This is a genomic window from Pseudomonas sp. F007 (assembly GCF_057814275.1).
Genome location: NZ_JBVATA010000010.1, coordinates 41,271 through 62,528 on the forward strand (window position 1 = coordinate 41,271; position 21,258 = coordinate 62,528).

At 63.6% G+C, this 21,258-nt stretch carries 16 protein-coding genes; 14 read left to right on the forward strand and 2 right to left on the reverse strand.

Going from position 1 to position 21,258, the window contains the following annotated elements:
* From mhpB to ACZYR5_RS24245, 7 genes are all read left to right on the forward strand, one after another.
* Positions 1-954: a 3-carboxyethylcatechol 2,3-dioxygenase gene (mhpB, locus tag ACZYR5_RS24215; RefSeq protein ID WP_489091939.1), complete on the forward strand. Its 954-nt coding sequence runs from the start codon at positions 1-3 to the stop codon at positions 952-954.
* Positions 955-971: 17 nt separating this feature from the next.
* Positions 972-1,841, forward strand: coding sequence for an alpha/beta fold hydrolase (locus tag ACZYR5_RS24220; protein ID WP_489091940.1), 870 nt, complete (start codon positions 972-974; stop codon positions 1,839-1,841).
* A gap of 14 nt (positions 1,842-1,855) precedes the next feature.
* Positions 1,856-2,650 carry a 2-keto-4-pentenoate hydratase gene (gene mhpD / locus ACZYR5_RS24225; protein ID WP_489091941.1) on the forward strand — a complete coding sequence of 265 codons (795 nt, stop codon included), beginning with the start codon at positions 1,856-1,858 and terminating at the stop codon, positions 2,648-2,650.
* A 32-nt stretch (positions 2,651-2,682) separates the two neighbouring features.
* Positions 2,683-3,618, forward strand: coding sequence for an acetaldehyde dehydrogenase (acetylating) (locus tag ACZYR5_RS24230; RefSeq protein WP_489091942.1), 936 nt, complete (start codon positions 2,683-2,685; stop codon positions 3,616-3,618).
* Positions 3,619-3,628: 10 nt separating this feature from the next.
* The gene (gene dmpG, locus ACZYR5_RS24235; RefSeq protein WP_489091943.1) at positions 3,629-4,639 is read left to right on the forward strand and encodes a 4-hydroxy-2-oxovalerate aldolase; all 1,011 of its coding nucleotides are present in this window, start codon (positions 3,629-3,631) and stop codon (positions 4,637-4,639) included.
* Positions 4,640-4,722: 83 nt separating this feature from the next.
* Positions 4,723-5,928 carry a 3-(3-hydroxy-phenyl)propionate transporter MhpT gene (gene mhpT / locus ACZYR5_RS24240; RefSeq protein WP_489091944.1) on the forward strand — a complete coding sequence of 402 codons (1,206 nt, stop codon included), beginning with the start codon at positions 4,723-4,725 and terminating at the stop codon, positions 5,926-5,928.
* Between the two features lie 64 nt (positions 5,929-5,992).
* Positions 5,993-7,264 carry an OprD family porin gene (locus tag ACZYR5_RS24245; RefSeq protein WP_489091945.1) on the forward strand — a complete coding sequence of 424 codons (1,272 nt, stop codon included), beginning with the start codon at positions 5,993-5,995 and terminating at the stop codon, positions 7,262-7,264.
* Positions 7,265-7,285: 21 nt separating this feature from the next.
* Here ACZYR5_RS24245 and ACZYR5_RS24250 read toward each other — a convergent pair whose 3' ends face one another.
* Complete coding sequence (locus tag ACZYR5_RS24250; protein WP_489091946.1) at positions 7,286-8,731, reverse strand: SulP family inorganic anion transporter; 1,446 nt, start codon at positions 8,729-8,731, stop codon at positions 7,286-7,288.
* Between the two features lie 274 nt (positions 8,732-9,005).
* Between ACZYR5_RS24250 and mexE the strand changes: the two genes are divergently transcribed.
* The 7 genes from mexE (at position 9,006) to ACZYR5_RS24285 (ending at position 20,846) form a co-directional block, all read left to right on the forward strand.
* Positions 9,006-10,259 (forward strand): multidrug efflux RND transporter periplasmic adaptor subunit MexE, encoded by a 1,254-nt coding sequence (mexE, locus tag ACZYR5_RS24255; RefSeq protein WP_489091947.1) that lies wholly within the window; start codon positions 9,006-9,008, stop codon positions 10,257-10,259.
* Between the two features lie 15 nt (positions 10,260-10,274).
* Positions 10,275-13,454 (forward strand): efflux RND transporter permease subunit, encoded by a 3,180-nt coding sequence (locus ACZYR5_RS24260; protein ID WP_489091948.1) that lies wholly within the window; start codon positions 10,275-10,277, stop codon positions 13,452-13,454.
* Positions 13,451-14,872 (forward strand): efflux transporter outer membrane subunit, encoded by a 1,422-nt coding sequence (locus tag ACZYR5_RS24265; protein ID WP_489091949.1) that lies wholly within the window; start codon positions 13,451-13,453, stop codon positions 14,870-14,872. The genes ACZYR5_RS24260 and ACZYR5_RS24265 overlap by 4 nt, the downstream gene beginning before the upstream one ends.
* Positions 14,873-15,211: 339 nt before the next feature.
* Complete coding sequence (locus tag ACZYR5_RS24270; protein WP_489091950.1) at positions 15,212-16,111, forward strand: bestrophin family protein; 900 nt, start codon at positions 15,212-15,214, stop codon at positions 16,109-16,111.
* A 384-nt stretch (positions 16,112-16,495) separates the two neighbouring features.
* A complete protein-coding gene (locus tag ACZYR5_RS24275) occupies positions 16,496-17,551 on the forward strand; it encodes a tetratricopeptide repeat protein (RefSeq protein WP_489091951.1) in 1,056 nt (351 codons plus the stop codon).
* Positions 17,552-17,676: 125 nt separating this feature from the next.
* Complete coding sequence (locus ACZYR5_RS24280; protein ID WP_489091952.1) at positions 17,677-19,179, forward strand: ATPase domain-containing protein; 1,503 nt, start codon at positions 17,677-17,679, stop codon at positions 19,177-19,179.
* Complete coding sequence (locus ACZYR5_RS24285; RefSeq protein ID WP_489091953.1) at positions 19,176-20,846, forward strand: ATP-binding protein; 1,671 nt, start codon at positions 19,176-19,178, stop codon at positions 20,844-20,846. Before ACZYR5_RS24280 ends, ACZYR5_RS24285 begins: the two co-directional genes overlap by 4 nt.
* Positions 20,847-20,849: 3 nt before the next feature.
* Here the strand turns inward: ACZYR5_RS24285 and ACZYR5_RS24290 are convergent, their stop codons facing one another.
* Positions 20,850-21,227, reverse strand: a complete 378-nt coding sequence (locus ACZYR5_RS24290; protein WP_489091954.1) for a response regulator — start codon at positions 21,225-21,227, stop codon at positions 20,850-20,852.
* Between the last annotated feature and the right edge of the window lie 31 nt (positions 21,228-21,258).

Consider the following 21,258-nt stretch of genomic DNA (forward strand, 5'->3'; position numbering starts at 1 on the left):
ATGAACGCCTACCTGCATTGCATGTCCCACACGCCACTGGTGGGCCATGTCGACCCTACGCCCCAGGTGTTGGCCGAAGTCGATTCGATGATCGCCCAGGCCCGCGAACGTATCACCCGCTTCGACCCGGAGCTGATCGTGCTGTTCGGCCCGGACCACTACAACGGCTTCTTCTACGACGTGATGCCGCCGTTCTGCATCGGCATGGCGGCCCAGGCCATCGGCGATTTCGGCACTGCCGCCGGCCCGCTGGATGTGCCCAAGGTCCTCGCCGAAGCCTGTGCCCAGGCGGTGATGGACGCCGGTGTCGATTGCGCCGTGTCCTATTGCATGCAAGTCGACCACGCCTTCGCTCAACCCCTGGAGTTGCTGCTCGACGGCCTGCAGGGCTGCCCGGTGATCCCGGTGTTCATCAACTCGGTGGCAGTCCCCCTGCCCGGCTTCCAGCGCGCCCGCCTGCTCGGCGAGGCCATCGGCCATTGGGCTCGCTCGCTGAACAAGCGGGTGCTGTTTCTCGCCTCCGGCGGCTTGTCCCATCAGCCGCCAGTGCCGGAATTGGCCAAGGTCGATGCGCGCATGGCCGACCGCCTGATGGGCAGCGGCCGCCAGCTTCCCGCTGACGAACGCGAAGCCCGGCAACAGCGGGTCATCCAGGCCGCTCGCACCTTCGTCGAGGACCAGAACAGCCTGCACCCGCTCAATCCGACGTGGGACCAGGGGTTTCTCGACACCCTTGAACAGGCTCGGCTGGCCGACCTCGATGCCCTGGGCAATGACGCCTTGTCGGCGTTGGCCGGCAAGTCCACCCACGAGGTGAAAACCTGGGTCGCCGCGTTCGCCGCGCTGACTGCCTTCGGCCCCTATCAGAGCGAAGGCCGCTACTACCGCCCGATTCCCGAATGGATCGCCGGCTTTGGCGCCCTCAGCGCCAAGCCGCGCAACAACAACCACTGAATCCAAGGATCATCGCCATGACTGCCTCTGTGCCTGCATTCACCGAAACATCCACCAGCCGCTTCGCCGACATTCATGAAGGCGAACTCAAACTGCGCCTGCATTACAACGATGTCGGCGAAGGCCGCGAAACCGTGGTCATGCTTCACGGTTCCGGCCCCGGCGCCAGCGGCTGGGCCAACTTCCACCGCAACATCGAACCGCTGGTCAATGCCGGCTACCGAGTGATCCTGATGGACTGCCCGGGCTGGAGCAAAAGCGACCCGATCGTCTGTGACGGCTCGCGCTCGAACCTCAACGCCAATGCGCTCAAGGGCTTGCTCGACAGCCTGGACCTGGACCGCGTGCACATCGTTGGCAACTCGATGGGCGCCCACAGCACCGTGGCCTTTGCCCTGGAGAACCCCGAGCGGGTGGCCAGGCTGATCCTGATGGGCGGCGGCACCGGTGGCCCGAGCGCCTTTGTCCCGCAACCCACCGAGGGCATCAAGTTGATCGGCGCGCTGTACCGCGAGCCGACCATTGAAAACCTGAAGAAGATGATGAATGTCTTCGTGTTCGACGCCAGCAGCATGACCGACGAGCTGTTCCAGACCCGCCTGGACAACATCCTCGCGCGTCGCGAGCACCTGGAGAACTTCGTTACCAGCAGCCACCTCAACCCCAAACAGTTTCCCGATTTCAGCCACCGCCTGCATGAAATCAAGGCCCGCACCCTGATCGTCTGGGGTCGTGAAGATCGCTTCGTGCCGATGGATACAGGCTTGCGCCTGCTGGCCGGGCTGCCCGACGCGCAATTGCACGTGTTCAACCGCTGCGGCCACTGGGCGCAGTGGGAGCACGCCGAGACGTTCAACCGCATGGTCCTGGATTTCCTGACCCACTGATGGCCGAGGCCGACATGAACCCTACCCAAGAAACCCTCCAGCAAATCGCCGCCGACCTGCGCCAGGCCGAAGCCGGCGGGACCGCCATCGCCCCCCTGCGCGAACGCCTGGGTGAAGACAACGCCGAAGCCGCTTACCTCGTCCAGCGCCTGAATGTGGCCCATGCCGTGGCGGCGGGACGGCGCGTGGTCGGCCGCAAGATCGGCCTGACCAATCCCAAGGTCCAGCGACAACTGGGCGTGGACCGACCGGACTTCGGCACGCTGTACGCCGACATGTGCTACGGCGACAACCAATGCGTACCCATCACCCGTGTTCTGCAGCCGAAGATCGAGGCGGAAATCGCCTTGATTCTCGAGCGCGACCTGCCCCGCACCGACACCACGTTCGCCGAGGTGCTGAGCGCCAGCGGCTGGGCAGTGCCAGCACTGGAAATCGTCGGCAGCCGGGTCCAGGACTGGAACATCCGTTTCGTCGACACCGTGGCCGACAACGCTTCCAGCGGCTGTTTCGTGCTCGGCGGTCCGGCACGCCGCCTCGACGGCCTGGACCTGTGCCAGGCGACCATGCAGATGCAGCGCAACGGAGAAACGGTCTCCAGTGGCAGCGGCGCCGAGTGCCTCGGGCACCCGTTCAACGCCGCCGTCTGGCTGGCCCGGACCATGGCGCGCCTGGGCGATCCGCTGCGCGCCGGCGACATCATTCTCACCGGTGCCCTGGGGCCGATGGTGGCCGTCGCCGCCGGTGACCGCTTCGAAGCCGAGATCGCCGGCATCGGTCGGGTCGCCGTGGAATTCAGCGCCGAGTGATCGGTGCCTTGCGTGTCAACGAGGTCAACACAATGAACAAACTCAAAGTCGCCATCATCGGTTCCGGCAACATCGGCACCGATCTGATGATCAAGATTCTGCGCAACGCCCAACACCTGGAAATGGCGGCCATGGTCGGCATCGATCCAGCCTCCGACGGCCTTGCACGCGCCCAGCGCATGGGCGTGGCGACCACCCACGAAGGCGTCGAGGGCCTGAGCCGCATGGACGTGTTCAAGGACATCGACTTCGTCTTCGATGCCACCTCGGCCGGGGCCCATGTGCGCAACGATGCGTTCCTGCGCGAAATCAAACCCGGCATTCGCCTGATCGACCTGACGCCCGCAGCCATCGGCCCGTATTGCGTGCCGGTGGTCAATCTGGAGCACAACCTCGGCCAGCTCAACGTCAATATGGTCACCTGCGGTGGCCAGGCAACCATCCCGATGGTCGCGGCGGTGTCACGGGTGGCCAAGGTCCACTACGCCGAAATCGTCGCCTCGATCGCCAGCAAATCCGCCGGCCCCGGCACCCGGGCCAATATCGACGAATTCACCGAAACCACCTCGAAAGCCATCGAAGTCATCGGGGGTGCGACCAAAGGCAAGGCAATCATCGTGATGAACCCGGCCGAGCCGCCGTTGATGATGCGCGATACCGTGTTCGTCCTTTCCGAGGCGGCCGACCAGGCGCGGGTCGAGGCCTCGATTGTCGAAATGGCTGCCGCCGTGCAGGCCTATGTGCCGGGCTATCGACTCAAGCAACAGGTGCAGTTCGAGGTGATTGCCGAAGATGCACCGTTGAACATTCCCGGCCTCGGTCAATTCACCGGCCTGAAGACCTCGGTGTTTCTCGAAGTCGAAGGCGCCGCCCATTACCTGCCGGCCTACGCCGGCAATCTCGACATCATGACCTCCGCCGCCTTGGCCACCGCCGAGCGCATGGCGCAGTCGATGCTGAACGCCTGAGGAGGCTTTGATGAACGGTAAAAAACTCTACATTTCCGACGTCACCTTGCGCGATGGCAGCCACGCGGTGCGTCACCAGTACTCGATCCAGAATGTGCAGGACATCGCCCGCGCCCTGGACCAGGCCAGGGTCGATTCAATCGAAGTCGCCCATGGCGACGGCCTGCAAGGCTCGAGTTTCAACTACGGCTTTGGCAAGCACACGGACCTTGAGTACATCGAGGCGGTGGCCGACGTGATCAGCCACGCGAAAATCACCACCCTGCTGCTGCCCGGCATCGGCACGGTGCATGACCTCAAGGCCGCCTACGACGCCGGCGCCCGCGTGGTGCGCATCGCCACCCATTGCACCGAAGCCGACGTGTCCAGGCAGCACATCGAATACGCCCGCGAACTGGGCATGGACACCGTCGGGTTCCTGATGATGAGCCACATGATCCCGGCCGAGCAATTGGCGGCCCAGGCGAAACTGATGGAGAGCTACGGCGCCACGTGCGTGTACATGGCCGACTCCGGAGGCGCGATGAACATGCAGGATGTACGCGATCGCTTCCGCGCCTTCAAGGCCGTGCTCAAGCCGCAGACTGAAACCGGCATGCATGCCCACCACAACCTGTCGCTGGGGGTGGCCAACTCGATCGCTGCGGTCGAGGAAGGCTGCGACCGCATCGACGCCAGCCTCGCCGGCATGGGCGCCGGCGCCGGTAACGCGCCATTGGAAGTGTTCATCGCCGCCGCCGAACGCCTGGGCTGGAACCACGGCACCGACCTGTACCGGCTGATGGACGCCGCCGATGACATCGTTCGTCCGCTGCAGGATCGGCCGGTGCGCGTCGACCGGGAGACCCTGGCCCTGGGTTACGCCGGGGTCTATTCGAGCTTTCTGCGCCATGCGGAAATCGCCGCGGACCGGTACGGCCTGAAAACCCTGGACATTCTTGTCGAACTGGGCAAACGGCGCATGGTCGGCGGCCAGGAGGACATGATCGTCGACGTTGCGCTGGACCTGCTCAAGCGCTGAACCCTGCACCACCCCGACTGGCCGCCCACGCAGCGGCCGGTCGGACCTGCCGATCCATGACAACAATAAAACGGGTACTGCCCATGACTACATTGACCCTTGCTACACCTGCACAACTGACTCGCACCATTGCCCTGTGTTTTCTCGTCGCCCTGATGGAGGGCCTCGACCTGCAGGCCGCCGGCATCGCCGCCCAAGGGATGGCGCTGGCGTTCGACCTCGACAAACTGCACATGGGCTGGGTGTTCAGCGCCGGGATTTTTGGCCTGCTGCCCGGTGCCTTCCTCGGCGGCCTGCTGGCTGACCGCATCGGCCGCAAGCGCGTGCTGATGGCTTCGGTGACGCTGTTCGGCCTGTTTTCCCTGGTGACTGCACTGGCCTGGGACTTTAATAGCCTGTTGCTGGCCCGCTGCCTGACCGGAATCGGCCTCGGGGCGGCATTGCCCAACCTGATCGCCCTGACCAGCGAGGTAGCCGGGCCGCGCCTGCGTGGCACGGCGGTCAGCCTGATGTACTGCGGCGTGCCCCTGGGCGCGGCGCTGGCCGCCATGATCGGCATCGCCGAACTGGGCAGCCACTGGCAGACCGTGTTCTACGTCGGCGGCCTGGTGCCGCTGCTGATCGTGCCTCTGCTCGGCCTGTACCTGCCGGAATCCAGAGCCTTTCGCGACAGCCACGACAGCGCTCGCCCGGGCCTGGTCACCGGCCTGTTTCGCCAGGGCGCCGCCTTGCCGACGGCGCTGATCTGGGTCAGCTACTTTTTCACCCTGATGGTGGTCTACATCCTGATCAACTGGCTGCCCAGCCTGCTGATCGGCCAAGGCTTCAGCGCGCGCCAGGCCAGTTGGGTGATGCTTGCCCTGCAGATTGGCGCGGCAAGCGGCACCTTGCTGCTGGGCTGGGTCATGGATCGCTTGCCGGCCTGGGCGCTGGCGGCCTTGATTTACCTGGGCATCCTCGGTTCCCTGTGTGCGTTGGGCCTGGCCAGTCAGTTGCCGAGCATGCTCGCCGCCGGCTTTGTCGCCGGTTTTTTCGCCACCGGCGGCCAAGGGGTGCTGTATGCCCTGGCACCGCATTTCTATGCACCGGCGGTGCGCGCCACAGGCGTCGGCAGCGCAGTGGCCATCGGCAGGCTCGGCGCCATGAGCGGTCCGCTGGTCGCCGGCAAGATGCTTGCCCTCGGCACCGGCACCGCTGGCGTGATGCTGGCCTCGGCCCCCGGCATCGTGATCGCCGCGGTGGCGATGTTTTACCTCTCGGTACGCCGCAACGCCAGCGCGGCTGACTGAACTACGATCATCCCGCGCCGCAAAGGCGCGGGTTCATGCCTACAACAATAAAAGTGACCTTTGCATGCTCAAGATGACTCTTCGGGCGCTCAGCGCCTGCACCTGCGTTTTACTCACGGCTCAGGCGCAAGCCGGCGGTTTTGTCGACGACAGCCATGCCGATCTGCAGCTGCGCAATTACTATTTTGATCGCAACTACCTCAATGCCACGCCCCAGGCCGCCGCGCGCGAATGGGCCCAGGGCTTCATCCTCAACCTGCGTTCCGGCTACAGCGATGGCCCGGTGGGATTTGGCCTGGATGCCCAGGGCATGCTCGGAGTACGCCTGGATTCCTCGCCTGACCGCACTGGCACCGGCTTGCTACCCTACGATCCGGTGACCCGCGATCCGGCCAGCGAGTATTCCGAGCTGGGCCTGACGGCCAAGGCGCGGATGGCCAAAAGCGAGCTGCAGCTGGGCACCATCAGTACCTTTCTGCCGATTGCCTTCGCCAGCCCTACGCGCCTGTTGCCACAAACCTTTCGGGGCGCCTACCTGAAGTCTGCGGACATCGACGACCTGACCCTGCATCTGGGCTGGCTGGACCGGATCAATCTGCGGGACTCCACCGACTACCAGAAAATGTCAGTGGCGGCCCCCAATGGTCGGTTCAACGGTGCCGCCCAATCCGACCGTTTCACTTTCCTCGGTGGCGACTACGGCTGGTCGCCACAGTTGACCCTCAAGTACTACCACGCCGAACTCGCTGACCTGTACCGCAAGGACTTTCTGGGTCTGGTGGACAATCGCCGGGTCGGCCCCGGCAACCTGAAAAGCGATTTTCGTCTGTTCATCACCGGCGAAGACGGCGCGGCCAAAGCCGGTCCGGTGGACAATCGCAACGCCGCGCTGATGCTCACCTACAGCCTAGGTGCGCACAAGATCGGCGCCGGCTACATGCAACTGACCGGCAAGACTGCCATGCCGTACCTGTTTGGCACCGAACCCTTGGTCATCACCGAGGGCACCCTGAGCTCCGAATTTCTCAACCCCAGGGAACGCAGTTGGCAGGTGCGCTACGACTACAACTTCGCCGGCCTCGGCTTGCCGGGACTCAATGGCATGCTGCGCTACGTCAGCGGCGATAACATCGAACTGGCCAGGTTGGGTGGCTCCAACCTGAAGGAGAGCGAAAAGGATATCGAACTCGCTTACGTGCTTCAGGGCACGCCGCTCAAAGGGCTGGCGCTGCGCGTGCGCAACGCCTGGTACCGCAACGACTTCACCCCCCAGGCCAGCCATCGCGATGACAACGAGCTACGGGTCAACCTCGACTACAGCTGGAAGCTGTGGTGACACCCTGCGTGTTGGCACGCCTCAGTCGTGATGCACCCGCGCACGCTTGAGCAACTTCTTGCAGCGCTCTGAAAGGTGCAGCACCCGCAAGTGCTTGCCGGCCTTGCTGTAGCGCTCGCGCAGGGTATCGAGGGCGGCGATGGCCGAGTAGTCGACGAAGCTCAGGTGACGGCAGTCGAGGGTCACCTGGGCCGGGTCGCCGGCGGTGTCGAACTGGTTGAGAAAGGCCGTGGTCGAGGCGAAGAACAGCGTGCCGTGGGCGCGGTACAGTTTGCTGCCGTCGGCTTCCATATACCCATCGGCATACAGCTGGCGGGCCTGCTGCCAGGCGAAATTGAGCGCGGCGATGATCACCCCGCAGAGCACCGCGACGGCCAGGTCGGTGAACACCGTGACCACGGTCACTGCGAAAATCACCAGCACATCGTTCAGCGGCACCTTGTTCAGCACCCGCAGCGAAGCCCAGGCGAAGGTCTGCTGCGACACCACGAACATCACCCCGACCAGCGCCGCCAGCGGAATGCGCTCGATCAGCGGCGACAGGAACAGCACGAACAGCAGGACCATCACCCCAGCGACCACGCCGCTGAGCCGACCACGGCCACCGGAGCTGAGGTTGATCACGGTCTGGCCGATCATCGCGCAACCGCCCATGCCGCCGAACGCGCCACTGACGATATTCGCCGCCCCCAGCGCCACGCACTCACGGTCGGGGAAGCCACGGCTCTCGGTGATTTCGTCGGTCAGGTTGAGGGTCAGCAGGGTTTCCAGCAGGCCCACCATCGCCATCACCAAGGCGTAAGGCGCGATGATCTGCAGGGTTTCCAGGGTCCAAGGCAAGTCGGGCCAGGCCAGGCTCGGCAAGCCGCCGGCAATGTGCGCCATGTCGCCCAGGGTGCGGGTCGGCAGGCCCAGCAGGTAGACGCCCAGGCCAACGCCGAGGATCGCCACCAGCGCTGGCGGCACGGCCCGGGTCAGGCGCGGCAGGACATAAACAATCGCCATGGTCAGCGCCACCAGGCCGATCATCATGTACAGCGGTTTGCCGCTGAGCCAGGCCTCGCCGTCCTTGAAATGCTCCAGTTGCGCCAGGGCGATGACGATCGCCAGGCCATTGACGAAGCCAAGCATCACCGGATGCGGCACCATGCGCACCAGTTTGCCCAGGCGCAGCAGGCCGAAGATCATCATGATCAGCCCGCCCAGCAGCACTGTGGCCAGCAGGTACTGCACGCCGTGCTGCACCACCAGCGCGACGATCACCACCGCCATCGAACCGGCGGCGCCGGAGACCATGCCCGGCCGGCCGCCGAACAGCGCGGTCAGGGTGCAGATGATAAAGGCGCCGTAGAGCCCCATCAGCGGATTGAGGTGGGCCACCAGGGCGAAGGCGATGCACTCCGGCATCAGGGCGAAAGACGTGGTGAGTCCGGCCAGGACATCGGCGCGCAGACGATTGAGTTTCATGGCTTACCTGGAATGAAGGACCGACGAATGCGGTCACGGGCGATGAGGCAAAAATAGCCGGTGGATGTTACGCAATTGGCGGCCGCCGGGCCAGTCGTACCGCGCGCACGGAAGCGTCGCCACGGCACGGCGCCCCGGACAGAATGGCCTATCAGCGGCCTCTCCCCGGCGCTTATATCATTCCGGATGATAGTTACCTTTGCCCCATTCGATTCGTGAGATAGAGCCTCGCGACGCATTATCCGCCCATCTCAATACAGTGGCGGAGTTATCCATGGAACAGTCTCTCAAACATTTGCGCTTGCCCTTGGCCGCCCTTGCCGTGCTGGTCATGAGTGCCTGCGGCAAAGCCCCGGAAACAGCCGGTTCAATGCCAGCGGCCAAGGTCAGTGTGGCCAAGGTGCTGGAGCAGCCGGTCAACGAGTGGGACGAGTTCACCGGGCGCCTCGAAGCGCCGGAAACCGTGGAGATCCGTCCACGGGTCTCCGGGCAGATTGATGAAGTGGCCTTCAGCGAAGGTGCCCTGGTGAAAAAGGGCGATTTGCTGTTCCAGATCGACCCACGGCCGTTCCAGGCTGAAGTGCGCCGCCTAGAAGCGCTGGTGGCCCAGGGTCGCGCCAATGCCACCCGCAGTGAAAACGAAGCCCAGCGTGGCGAGCGCCTGCGTACCAGCAATGCGATTTCCGCCGAACTGGCCGACTCGCGCACCAGCGCCGCCCAGGAAGCCCGGGCTGCAGTCGGCGCGATTCAGGCACAACTGGACCTGGCGAAGCTCAACCTGAGCTTTACCCGGGTCACCGCGCCCATCAGTGGCCGCGTCAGCCGTGCGGAAATCACCGCCGGCAACCTGGTCACCGCCGATGTCACCGCGCTGACCAGCGTGGTCTCCACCGACAAGGTCTATGCCTACTTCGATGCCGATGAGCGGGTGTTCCTCAAGTACAGCCAGCTCGCCCGCCAGGGCCAGCGCGGCCAGACCACCCCGGTGTACCTCGGTCTGTCCAACGAAGACGGCAACCCGCACCTGGGCCAGATGAACTTCCTCGACAACCAGGTCAATCCCAAGACCGGCACCATTCGCGGTCGCGCGGTGTTCGACAACAGCAAGGGCGAATACACCCCGGGCCTTTATGCACGCCTGAAACTGGTGGGCAGTGGCACTTATTCGGCGGTGTTGATCACCGACGAAGCGGTGGGCACCGACTTGGGCAAGAAGTTCGTGCTGGTGCTCGACGGCAACAACAACTCCGCCTACCGCTCGGTGGAACTGGGGCCGAAGATCGAAGGCCTGCGCATCGTGCGCAGCGGCCTGAACAAGGACGACACGATCATCGTCAAGGGCTTGCAACGGGTGCGTCCAGGCTCGCCAGTGACCCCTGAAGTGGTGCAGATGGCCAGCCAGGAAACCCTCGCTGCCCTCGCCCAACAACGCCAGGCGCTCGAAGCCAGCAACCTGCCCCAGATCGCGCCTGCCAAGGTTGCGCCGGGTGCGGCCGTCAAGCTCGCCGCTGCGACTCCACGCGGTTAAGGGATACAGACTCCAATGAATTTTTCCCAGTTCTTCATTTCCCGGCCGATCTTCGCCGCGGTGCTGTCGCTGCTGATCCTGATCGCCGGGGCGATCTCGCTGTTCCAGCTGCCGATCAGCGAATACCCGGAAGTGGTGCCGCCGACCGTGGTGGTGCGTGCCAACTTCCCCGGTGCCAACCCCAAGGTCATCGGCGAAACCGTCGCCGCGCCGCTTGAACAGGCGATCACCGGGGTCGAGAACATGCTGTACATGTCCTCGCAGTCCACCGCCGACGGCAAGATCACCCTGACCATCACCTTCGCCCTCGGCACCGACCTGGACAACGCCCAGGTGCAGGTGCAGAACCGCGTGACCCGCACCGAGCCGAAGCTTCCCGAGGAAGTGACGCGCATCGGTATCACCGTCGACAAGGCCTCGCCCGACCTGACCATGGTCGTGCATTTGACCTCGCCGGACAAACGCTACGACATGCTCTACCTGTCCAACTACGCGATCCTCAATATCAAGGATGAGCTGGCGCGCCTCGGCGGTGTCGGTGACGTGCAGTTGTTCGGCATGGGCGACTACTCGCTGCGGGTCTGGCTGGACCCGAACAAGACCGCCTCGCGCAACCTGACCGCCACTGATGTGGTCAACGCAATCCGCGAACAGAACCGCCAGGTCGCCGCCGGTGCCCTCGGTGCGCCACCGGCGCCCAATGCCCAGAGCTTCCAATTGTCGGTCAACACCCAGGGCCGCCTGGTCAGTGAAGAAGAGTTCGAGAACATCATTATTCGCTCCGGCGATAACGGTGAAATAACGCGCCTGAAAGACATTGCCCGGGTCGAACTGGGCTCCAGCCAGTATGCCCTGCGTTCGTTGCTGAACAACCAGCCGGCAGTGGCGATCCCGATCTTCCAGCGCCCAGGCTCCAACGCCATCGAGATTTCCAACGAAGTCCGGGCGAAGATGGCCGAACTGAAGCAGAACTTCCCCGAAGGCATGGACTTCAGCATCGTCTATGACCCGACGATCTTCGTTCGCGGCTCCATTGAAGCGGTGGTCCACACCCTGTTCGAAGCCTTGATCCTGGTAGTGCTGGTGGTGATCCTGTTCCTGCAGACCTGGCGCGCCTCGATCATTCCGTTGGTGGCGGTGCCGGTATCCTTGATCGGTACGTTTGCGGTGATGCACCTGTTCGGCTTCTCGCTCAACGCGCTGTCGCTGTTCGGCCTGGTACTGGCGATCGGTATCGTGGTGGACGACGCCATCGTGGTGGTGGAGAACGTCGAACGGAACATCGAGCTGGGGCTCAATCCCTTCGATGCGACCAAAAAGGCCATGGGCGAAGTGACCGGCCCGATCATTGCCACGGCGCTGGTGCTCTGTGCGGTGTTCATCCCGGCAGCCTTCATCTCCGGCCTCACCGGGCAGTTCTACAAGCAGTTCGCCCTGACCATCGCCATTTCGACCGTGATCTCGGCCTTCAACTCGCTGACCCTGTCGCCGGCCCTGGCCGCGGTATTGCTCAAACCCCATGACGCGCCCAAGGACCGTTTCTCGCGGATCCTCGACAAGCTGTTCGGCGGCTGGTTGTTCCGTCCGTTCAACCGCTTCTTCGACCGCGCCAGCCATGGTTATGTCAGCACCGTGGCCCGGGTGATCCGCAGCAGCGGCATCGCTCTGGTGCTGTACGCGGGCCTGATGGTGCTGACCTTCTTCGGCTTCTCCAGCACCCCGACCGGCTTCGTTCCCGGCCAGGACAAGCAATACCTGGTGGCCTTCGCCCAACTGCCGGACGCCGCCAGCCTGGACCGCACCGAAGACGTGATCAAGCGCATGTCCGACCTGGCGCTGAAACAGCCGGGCGTGGAAAGCGCGGTGGCCTTCCCAGGCCTGTCGATCAACGGTTTCACCAACAGCCCCAACGCCGGGATCGTCTTCGTCACCCTCAAGCCGTTCGATGAGCGCAAGGATCCGAGCATGTCCGCCGGCGCCATTGCCGGTGCCTTGAACGGCCAGTTCGCCGATATCCAGGAAGCCTACATGGCGATCTTCCCACCGCCGCCGGTACAGGGCCTGGGCACCATTGGCGGGTTCCGCCTGCAGATCGAGGACCGGGGCAACCTGGGCTACGACGAGCTGTACAAAGAAACCATGAACATCATCAACAAGAGCCATAACGTGCCGGAACTGGCCGGGCTGTTCACCAGCTACACGGTGAACGTGCCGCAGGTCGATGCCGCCATCGACCGCGAAAAAGCCAAGACCCACGGCGTGGCCGTCAGTGACATCTTCGACACCCTGCAGATCTACCTGGGTTCGCTGTATGCCAACGACTTCAACCGCTTCGGCCGCACCTATCAGGTCAACGTCCAGGCCGAGCAGCAGTTCCGTCTTGAACCGGAACAGATCGGCCAGCTGAAAGTGCGCAACAACAAGGGCGAGATGATCCCGCTGGCGACCTTCATCAAGGTCAGCAACAGCTCGGGGCCGGACCGCGTGATGCACTACAACGGCTTCATCACCGCTGAAATCAACGGTGCCGCCGCCCCTGGCTACAGCTCGGGCCAAGCGGAAAAAGCCATCGAGAAGCTGCTCAAGGAAGAATTGCCCAACGGCATGACCTACGAATGGACCGACCTGACCTACCAGCAGATTCTGTCCGGCAACACCGCGCTGCTGGTGTTCCCGCTCTGCGTATTGCTGGCGTTCCTGGTGCTCGCGGCGCAGTACGAAAGCTGGAGCCTGCCATTGGCGGTGATCCTGATCGTGCCGATGACCCTGCTGTCGGCGATCACCGGGGTGATTCTGTCCGGTGGTGACAACAACATCTTTACCCAGATCGGCTTGATCGTACTGGTGGGGTTGGCGTGCAAGAACGCGATCCTGATCGTCGAGTTCGCCAAGGACAAGCAGCAGGAAGGCATGGACGCGCTGAGCGCGGTGCTGGAAGCCTGCCGCCTGCGTCTGCGGCCGATCCTGATGACCTCGTTCGCGTTCATCATGGGCGTGGTGCCCCTGGTGTTCTCCAGCGGTGCCGGTGCCGAAATGCGCCACGCCATGGGTGTTGCGGTGTTCTCCGGGATGCTCGGGGTGACCTTCTTCGGCCTGCTGCTGACGCCGGTGTTCTACCTGTTGATCCGTCGTTATGTGGAGCGCGGTGAAGCGCGCAAAGCCAACAAGGCCCTGCAACTGGAGGCGCAACAATGAGCTTGAAAGCGTTCCTGCCGAGCCTTCTGGCGCTGGCCCTGAGTGCCTGTGCCGTCGGCCCGGACTACCAGACGCCCGCCACCGAGGCAGCCAATATCACCGCCGCGACTGACGGTGCCAACGGCCAGAAAAACTTCGACCGCTCGCGCTTCGAAGGTATCTGGTGGCAGCAGTTCGACGACCCGATCCTCAACCAGTTGGTCAGCACTTCGTTGCAGGGCAACCGTGAGTTACGCGTGGCCTTTGACCGGCTGCGGGCAGCACGGGCGTTCCGCGACGACGTCAGCAACGACGCCATGCCGGTGATCACCAGCCGGGTCAGCAGTGACCTGGCCAAGGGGCAGATTCCCGGCCAGACCACCGACCGGGTCAACAGCGAACGCTATGACCTAGGCCTGGACATGGCCTGGGAGGTCGACCTCTTCGGACGCATCCAACGCAACCTGGAGGCGGCCGACGCCGATACCCAGGTGGCGGCGGCCGATCTCTATCAGTTGCAGGTGACGATGATTGCCGAACTGGTGGACGCCTACGGGCAACTGCGTGGCGCGCAACTGCGGGAGAAAATCGCCCTGGCCAACCTGCAGAACCAGCAGGAGTCGAGCAAGATCACTGTCAGCCTGCGCGATGCCGGGGTCGGCGATCAGCTCGACGTGGTCCGCGCCGACGCCCGCCTGGCTTCCGTGGAAGCCAGCGTGCCGCAATTGCAGGAAGTGCAGATCCGCCAGCGCAACCGTATCGCCACCCTGCTCGGCGAGCGCCCGGACAAACTCAGCGTTGACCTGAGTCCGGCCAGCCTGCCGGCCATCGCCAAGGCCCTGCCAATTGGTGATCCGGGGCAACTGCTGCAACGTCGTCCGGATATCCAGAGCGCCGAGCGCAAACTGGCCGCCGCCACCGCGCGCATCGGCGTGGCCAAGGCCGACCTGTTCCCGCGGGTCAGCCTCAGCGGCTTCCTCGGTTTCACTGCCGGACGTGGTTCGCAGATCGGCTCGTCGGCTGCCAATGCCTGGGCGCTAGGCCCGAGCATCACCTGGGCAGCGTTTGATTTGGGTAGCGTGCGGGCTCGCTTGCGCGCCGCCGATGCGAATGCCGACGGCGCCCTGGCGACCTATGAACAGCAGGTGCTGCTGGCGCTGGAGGAATCGGAAAACGCGTTCTCCGACTACAGCAAACGGCAGCAACGGCTGATCTCGCTGATCCGCCAGAGCGAATCGAGCCGCGCCGCTGCCGACCTTGCCGAAATTCGCTACCGCGAAGGCACGGTGGACTTCCTGGTGCTGCTCGACGCCCAGCGCGAACGCCTTGCCGCAGAAGACTCCCAGGCGCAGGCCGAGGTCGATCTGTACCGTGGCATCGTCGCCATCTACAAAGCCCTAGGCGGCGGTTGGCAACCCGAAACCGTGGCCAGCAACTAGACTTAAAAGTGCTCCTTTGGTTGGCCGCAACCAACCAATTTTTGGCCCCGCGTCTCATTCGGTCGCGGGGCTTTTTTTGCGTATTTCTCTGGCGTTTCACCCCCTTGTAGGAGCCAGCCTGCTGGCGATGAGGCCGGCACATTCAACATTTTAGGTGGCTGACACACCGCCTTCGCTGCGATGCGGCGTCCCGACAAGCCAGCTCCTACAGGGTCCGGGATTGTATTCATAGACCCCATCAATCACCCCGTCAGCCAGAACGATTGGACACCCCGCCCATGGCCTTCTAGCCTTCCATCACGGCGCAAACGCCCGTTTATGAGCTGAAGACCCCACCCCATGATCGTCCGCCCCAAACCGCATCTGCTGGCCATCCTGTTTTCCCTCAAGGGCTCGATTGCCAAGCGGATTGCCCTGCGCAGTCTGTTGGTGACCTTGCTGGCGTCGGTCATCGTGCTGATTGAAACCCTGCACCCGGCGTACTTTTCCAAGGTCAACGCCACGCCCTTTACGCTGCTGGGCTTATCCCTGTCGATCTTCATGAGCTTTCGCAATAACGCCTGCTACGACCGCTGGTGGGAGGGGCGCAAGCAGTTGGGGCAGATGATCATCGAAGTGCGCTCGCTGATCCGCGAAACCCAGATACTCAAGGACGCGAATGAACGCGAGGGGTTGCTGCGCGAGCTGTGTGGCTTTGCCCATGGCCTGATCGCCCGCCTGCGCCTCGAAGACGAAGCGCGGGCCATTGCGGCCTGGACCGACGTCAGCCACGACCTGCAGCACCCCAACCTCAGCGACCGCCTGTTGCAACGCATCGGCGCCCGCTGCTCGCGCCTGGCCGAGGATGGCCAGATCAGCGAATGGCGCTACACCCAACTGGAAACCCGGCTGGTCAGCCTGAGCCAGGTGCAGGCCTCCTGCGAACGAATCAAGAGCACGCCGTTGCCCTTCCCCTATACCTTGTTGCTGCACCGCACCATTTACCTGTTCTGCATCCTCCTGCCCTTCGCCATGGCCGAACCCCTGGGCTGGCTGACACCGGTGTTCACCGCCATTGTCAGCTACACCTTCTTCGGCCTCGATGAAATCGGCGGCGACCTGGAAGACCCGTTCGGTTTTGATGAAAACGATTTGCCGTGCAACGCCATCCTGCGCACCGTCGAACGCGAGGTGCTGGCGGCGTTGGGGGATGAAGAGCTGCCGCCGGCGTTGGTGCCTGTTGAGTATGTGCTGGATTGATTGGGTGTGTTGCTAGCGATGGCTGCTTAACCGCGTACATATCCATTCCTGCGGTAACGGCCACCTATGGTTTCGCCCGTACACTGCCCCAACATCCGGCCCCCTCGCCTAGGCTCGGCGTACCGGCCGGCCTATACAGTAGGTGCGCGCATTCCACGGTAGGAGCTGGCTTGCCAGCGATGGACGTGAACGATAACGCGTGCTGTCTGGATGTACACGGCGGTCTCAGGTTTTTCGCTGGCAAGCCAGCTCCTACAGTGAGGCGAGCGTTTCTGCAGGAAGATATAGGTACCCCATTAACCCCCCTTACCGAAATTTGACTCAAACCCCACACTGACCGAAGCTGGCAACCCTGTCTGGCCCGCCCGTTTCCGGATCCGTCGAATGTCCAAGCCGCGCCGCTACCTGCTTATCAGCCTGCTCACCGTGCTGGCCATCGCCATTGCCTGGTACTCCCTGCGCAGTTCCACGCCGCAGATTCCCGAGGCAATCAAGCGCGGCTACAGCGAGGCGCTGGAACAGGCGCGCAACGGCAAGCCCGGCGCGGCGCGGGTGCTTTACCAGCAGTTGGCGCGCCCGGACATCTCCGACAAGCGCCGCCTGTGGCTGCACGCCGAACTGCCCAACTACCCGAGCCCGCAGGCGCTGAAACTGGCGGACGCCGACCTGCATCACCCCTCGGTCGCGGTGCGCCAGGCCGCTATCCACAGCATCGTCGGCCTGGTCCCCAGCGGCCAGCGCAGCCTGCTGCTCGGCCCGTTGCTTGAGGACGACGAGCAAGCCGTGCGCTTCAGCGCTGCCGAGGCCCTGCTCGGCCTGTCGCCGGACGACCTGGGCCTGTACTTCGGCCCGCTGGAACAGGTCATCGACGAGTACGAAAAAACCCTGCAGGCCCAGCCCGCCACGGCCCACAGCCAGTACCAACTGGCGCGCCTGTACCTGCACAACGCCCAACTCAAGGAGGCCCAGGCGGCGCTCGATGCCACCCTGCAACTGGATCCGGGCAACCTGCCGGCGCTGGTGATGCAGATCGAGGTGCTGGACAAACTCGGGCAAAGCGACGCCGCCCAGCAGTTGCTCGCCAAGCAACTGCAAGAGCAACCGAATTCCGCCTACCTGCAACACGCCCTCGGTCTCTGGCTGCTGCATCACGACCAGGAAGAATTCGCCCTGCTCGGCCTGTCCAAAGCGGTAGAGCTCGAGCCGGACAACCGGGTTTACCGCTACGACCTGGCGACCACCCTGCACGACGCCGAAGAACTGGAGGCGGCGCAAAAGCAGTTGCAGGAGATCGTCCAGCGCCATCCCGCCGACCGCAAGGCGCGGGTGCTGCTGATCAACTACTGGAAAGAGAGCGGGCAACTGCAGAACGTCCAGGTGCTGCTGGCTCAGTTGGAACAGATGAACCCCGACGACCCGGCGCTGCAGCAGGGTCTATGATCATCAGGCCCGATCGCGTGGCGCGTTGCCATTCGGGTTGAACTGTTTGCCACGCCCCGGGGTCCAGTGAAATGGCAGCCTATTTGTCAGGCTGTAGCACTTCCCTAGTCATGAGAGGGCGTTTTTTGTCTACATCCAACGAGTTGCTGAGTGTCAAAGCCGAAACCGGTATCGAGGGCCTGGACGATATCCTCGCCGGCGGCCTGTCCCGTGGGCATATGTTCCTGCTCGAAGGCGAACCCGGTACCGGTAAAACCACGGTGGCCCTGCAGTTCCTGATGGCCGGTGCCCGCGCCGGTGAACGTACGCTGTACATCACCCTGTCGGAAACCGCGAACGAGTTGCGCCAGGGCGCCAGATCCCACGGCTGGGAGCTGGATCAGAACATCCATGTGTTCGAGCTGACGCCGCCGGAAAACCTGCTCGACACCGAACAGCATCAATCACTGCTGCACTCCTCCGACCTGGAGCTGGGTGAATCGACCAAGCAGATTTTCGAAGAGGTGGAACGGGTCAAGCCGACCCGCGTGGTGCTCGACAGCCTCTCGGAAATCCGCCTGCTGGCCCAGAGTTCCCTGCGTTATCGCCGGCAGATCCTGGCAATCAAGCACTACTTCGTGCGCTACGACGCCACCGTGCTGCTGCTGGATGACCTGACCACCGAATCGAACGACAAGACCGTGCATAGCGTTGCCCACGGCGTCATTCGTCTGGAGGAACTGACCCCCAGCTACGGCGCCGAACGCCGGCGGGTACGGGTGGTGAAGTACCGCGGTCAAAAATACCGGGGTGGCTTCCATGACTTCACCATTGTCGAAGGCGGGGTCAAGGTGTTCCCGCGCCTGGTGGCCGCCGAACATCGCGGCACCTACACCCGCCGGCAGTTGAGCAGCGGTATCGCGCAAATGGACGCGTTGCTCGGTGGCGGTATCGAGACCGGTTCCAGCAGCCTGATCCTGGGTCCCGCCGGCACCGGTAAATCGCTGATTTCGATGATCTTCGCCAGTGCCGCGGTGGCCCGGGGCGAAAAGGCCGCACTGTTCATTTTCGATGAAGAACTGGGCCTGCTGTACGAGCGCATGCGCCACCTGGGCATCGACCTACAGGCGTTGCAGGACACCGGCAACCTGCTGATCGAACAGGTCGATGCCGCCGAACTGACTCCCGGCGAGTTCTCCCACCGGGTCCGGCGCTGCGTCGACGAGCACGGAATCAAGACCGTGGTCATCGACAGCCTCAATGGCTATCAGGCGGCAATGCCCGAGGAAAATGCCCTGGTGCTGCACATGCATGAATTGTTGCTGTATCTCAACCGCAAGGGCGCAGCGACCTACATGACCGTCGCCCAACACGGCCTGGTCGGCGACATGCAGGCCCCGGTGGACATCACTTACCTGGCCGACACAGTGATCCTGTTGCGCTACTTCGAAGCCCTGGGCAAGGTACGCCGGGCGATCTCGATCATCAAGAAACGCACCGGCGCCCATGAGTCGACCATTCGTGAGTACCGCATCAGCCGCAGCGGGATGACCATCGGCGAGCCGCTGGATGCGTTCCAGGGCGTGCTGCGTGGCGTGCCGACCTACCTTGGCGCCAACGCCCCGCTATTGATGGATATCGATCATTGAGTACGTCCAAGGTGCTGGCCGAGCGTGCCCTGATCCTCGCCCCACTGGGGCGGGACAGCCAGATTGCCCTGCGCCTGCTCACTCAGGCCGGCTATGACGGCTTGATCACGCCGGGCCTGGGCGTGCTGTGCGATGAGCTGGAAAAAGGCGCCGGCCTGTTGCTGATCGCCTCCGAGGCTCTGCTCAATGTCGATATCACGCCCCTGCTCGACCTGATTGACCAGCAACCGACCTGGTCCGACCTGCCGATCGTGCTGCTGACCCACCATGGCGGTAGCGAGCACAACCCGGCCTCACGCTTCGGCCCGCAACTGGGCAACGTGACCTTCCTCGAACGGCCGTTTCATCCGGTGACCCTGATCAGCCTGGTGACCACCGCCTTGCGCGGCCGGCGCCGGCAATACGAGGCGCGCGACCGGCTGATCGACCTGTACCAGAGTGAACTGCGCCTCAAGGACACCCTCGATACCCTCGAACAGCAGGTCGAGGAGCGCACCGCGCAACTGCGGCACAATGAAGAAGCCCTGCGCCAGTCGCAGAAGATGGAAGCGGTCGGCCAACTCACCGGCGGTATCGCCCACGACTTCAACAACATGCTCACCGGTATCATCGGCAGCCTGGAGCTGCTGCGCCGACGCGTGGCTCGCGGGCGTACCGAGGATCTCGACGGGCTGATCGACCTTGGCGTGACCTCCGCCAACCGTGCCGCCGCCCTCACCCATCGCCTGCTGGCGTTCTCCCGACGCCAGTCACTGGACTCCAGGCCCGTGGTCATCAACAGTCTGGTGCAGTCGATGGCCGAATTGCTGACGCGCAGCATCGATGAGCGCATCCGCCTGGACATGCAACTGAGCGAGGCGCTATGGGTGGCCGAGGCCGATGCCAATCAACTGGAAAGCGCACTGCTCAACCTGGTGCTCAATGCCCGTGACGCCATGCCCGACGGCGGTACCTTGACCGTGCGAACACTCAATCGACACCTGGACAACGCCTTCAGCGAAGCCCACGGCAATCTGCAACCGGGTGACTACGTGGTCCTGAGCGTGGTCGACGATGGCTGCGGCATGCCGCCGGGCACCATCAGCCGCGCCTTCGACCCGTTCTTCACCACCAAGCCGATTGGCCAGGGCACCGGCCTGGGACTCTCAATGATCTACGGCTTCAGCAAGCAGTCCGGCGGCCATGTGACCATCGACAGCGAGGTCGGCGTCGGCACCACCGTCAACCTGTACCTGCCGCGATACAGCGGCGATCTGGACCAGGCGCCGCAGCCCCCGGCCCTGCACGCGCCGAGCGCCGAAGCGGGCGAAACCGTATTGATTGTCGAAGATGATCCGGCGGTGCGGGTGCTGGTCAGTGCGGTCTTGAGCGAATTGGGTTATGCCTTCGTCGAGGCCGGCGATGCCGACAGCGCGCTGCCGATCCTCGACTCCGAACAACGCATCGACCTGCTGATCAGCGATGTCGGCTTGCCCGGCATGAACGGCCGGCAACTGGCGGAAATTGGTCGCCAGTACCGGCCTGATCTGAAAGTCCTGTTTATCACCGGCTATGCCGAACACGCCGCAGTGCGCGGCGGGTTTCTCGATCCGGGGATGCAATTGATCACCAAGCCGTTCACCTTCGACCTGCTGACGGCCAAGGTGCGCGAGATGATCAGCGCGTGAGATTCAGGAGAGCATGTCCTGCATCAGATCCTGCAGTTCGTCGAGGTCGAACGGCTTGTCGAGAATCGGCGCCTTGCGGGTGATCGGGCTGTCGGTCTCGCGCACTTCCTGGGCATAGCCGCTGATGAAGATCACCTTCAGTTCCGGGCGCAACTTCACTGCCGGCTCGGCAATCTGCACGCCGTTGATTCCACCGGGCAGGCGGAAGTCGGTGATCATCATGTCCAGGTTTGGTTTGGTGGCGAGAATCGCAAACGCCTGCTCGGCGTTCTCCGCCTCCAGGACGCGGTAACCCTCGCCGTTCAAATAGGCGCTGAGGACCATCAGGATCGATGGATCATCCTCGACGATCAATACAACATCTCGTGCATCATCACTCATGGGAAGCCTTTGTTCGGTCAATAGCTGATAT

Excerpts from the sequence above, each read along its gene's own strand:
- mhpB (WP_489091939.1), top strand. The coding sequence starts at position 1 with ATGAACGCCTACCTGCATTGCATGTCCCACACGCCACTGGTGGGCCAT.
- ACZYR5_RS24220 (WP_489091940.1), top strand. The coding sequence starts at position 972 with ATGACTGCCTCTGTGCCTGCATTCACCGAAACATCCACCAGCCGCTTC.
- mhpD (WP_489091941.1), top strand. The coding sequence starts at position 1,856 with ATGAACCCTACCCAAGAAACCCTCCAGCAAATCGCCGCCGACCTGCGC.
- ACZYR5_RS24230 (WP_489091942.1), top strand. The coding sequence starts at position 2,683 with ATGAACAAACTCAAAGTCGCCATCATCGGTTCCGGCAACATCGGCACC.
- dmpG (WP_489091943.1), top strand. The coding sequence starts at position 3,629 with ATGAACGGTAAAAAACTCTACATTTCCGACGTCACCTTGCGCGATGGC.
- mhpT (WP_489091944.1), top strand. The coding sequence starts at position 4,723 with ATGACTACATTGACCCTTGCTACACCTGCACAACTGACTCGCACCATT.
- ACZYR5_RS24245 (WP_489091945.1), top strand. The coding sequence starts at position 5,993 with ATGCTCAAGATGACTCTTCGGGCGCTCAGCGCCTGCACCTGCGTTTTA.
- ACZYR5_RS24250 (WP_489091946.1), bottom strand. The coding sequence starts at position 8,731 with ATGAAACTCAATCGTCTGCGCGCCGATGTCCTGGCCGGACTCACCACG.
- mexE (WP_489091947.1), top strand. The coding sequence starts at position 9,006 with ATGGAACAGTCTCTCAAACATTTGCGCTTGCCCTTGGCCGCCCTTGCC.
- ACZYR5_RS24260 (WP_489091948.1), top strand. The coding sequence starts at position 10,275 with ATGAATTTTTCCCAGTTCTTCATTTCCCGGCCGATCTTCGCCGCGGTG.
- ACZYR5_RS24265 (WP_489091949.1), top strand. The coding sequence starts at position 13,451 with ATGAGCTTGAAAGCGTTCCTGCCGAGCCTTCTGGCGCTGGCCCTGAGT.
- ACZYR5_RS24270 (WP_489091950.1), top strand. The coding sequence starts at position 15,212 with ATGATCGTCCGCCCCAAACCGCATCTGCTGGCCATCCTGTTTTCCCTC.
- ACZYR5_RS24275 (WP_489091951.1), top strand. The coding sequence starts at position 16,496 with ATGTCCAAGCCGCGCCGCTACCTGCTTATCAGCCTGCTCACCGTGCTG.
- ACZYR5_RS24290 (WP_489091954.1), bottom strand. The coding sequence starts at position 21,227 with ATGAGTGATGATGCACGAGATGTTGTATTGATCGTCGAGGATGATCCA.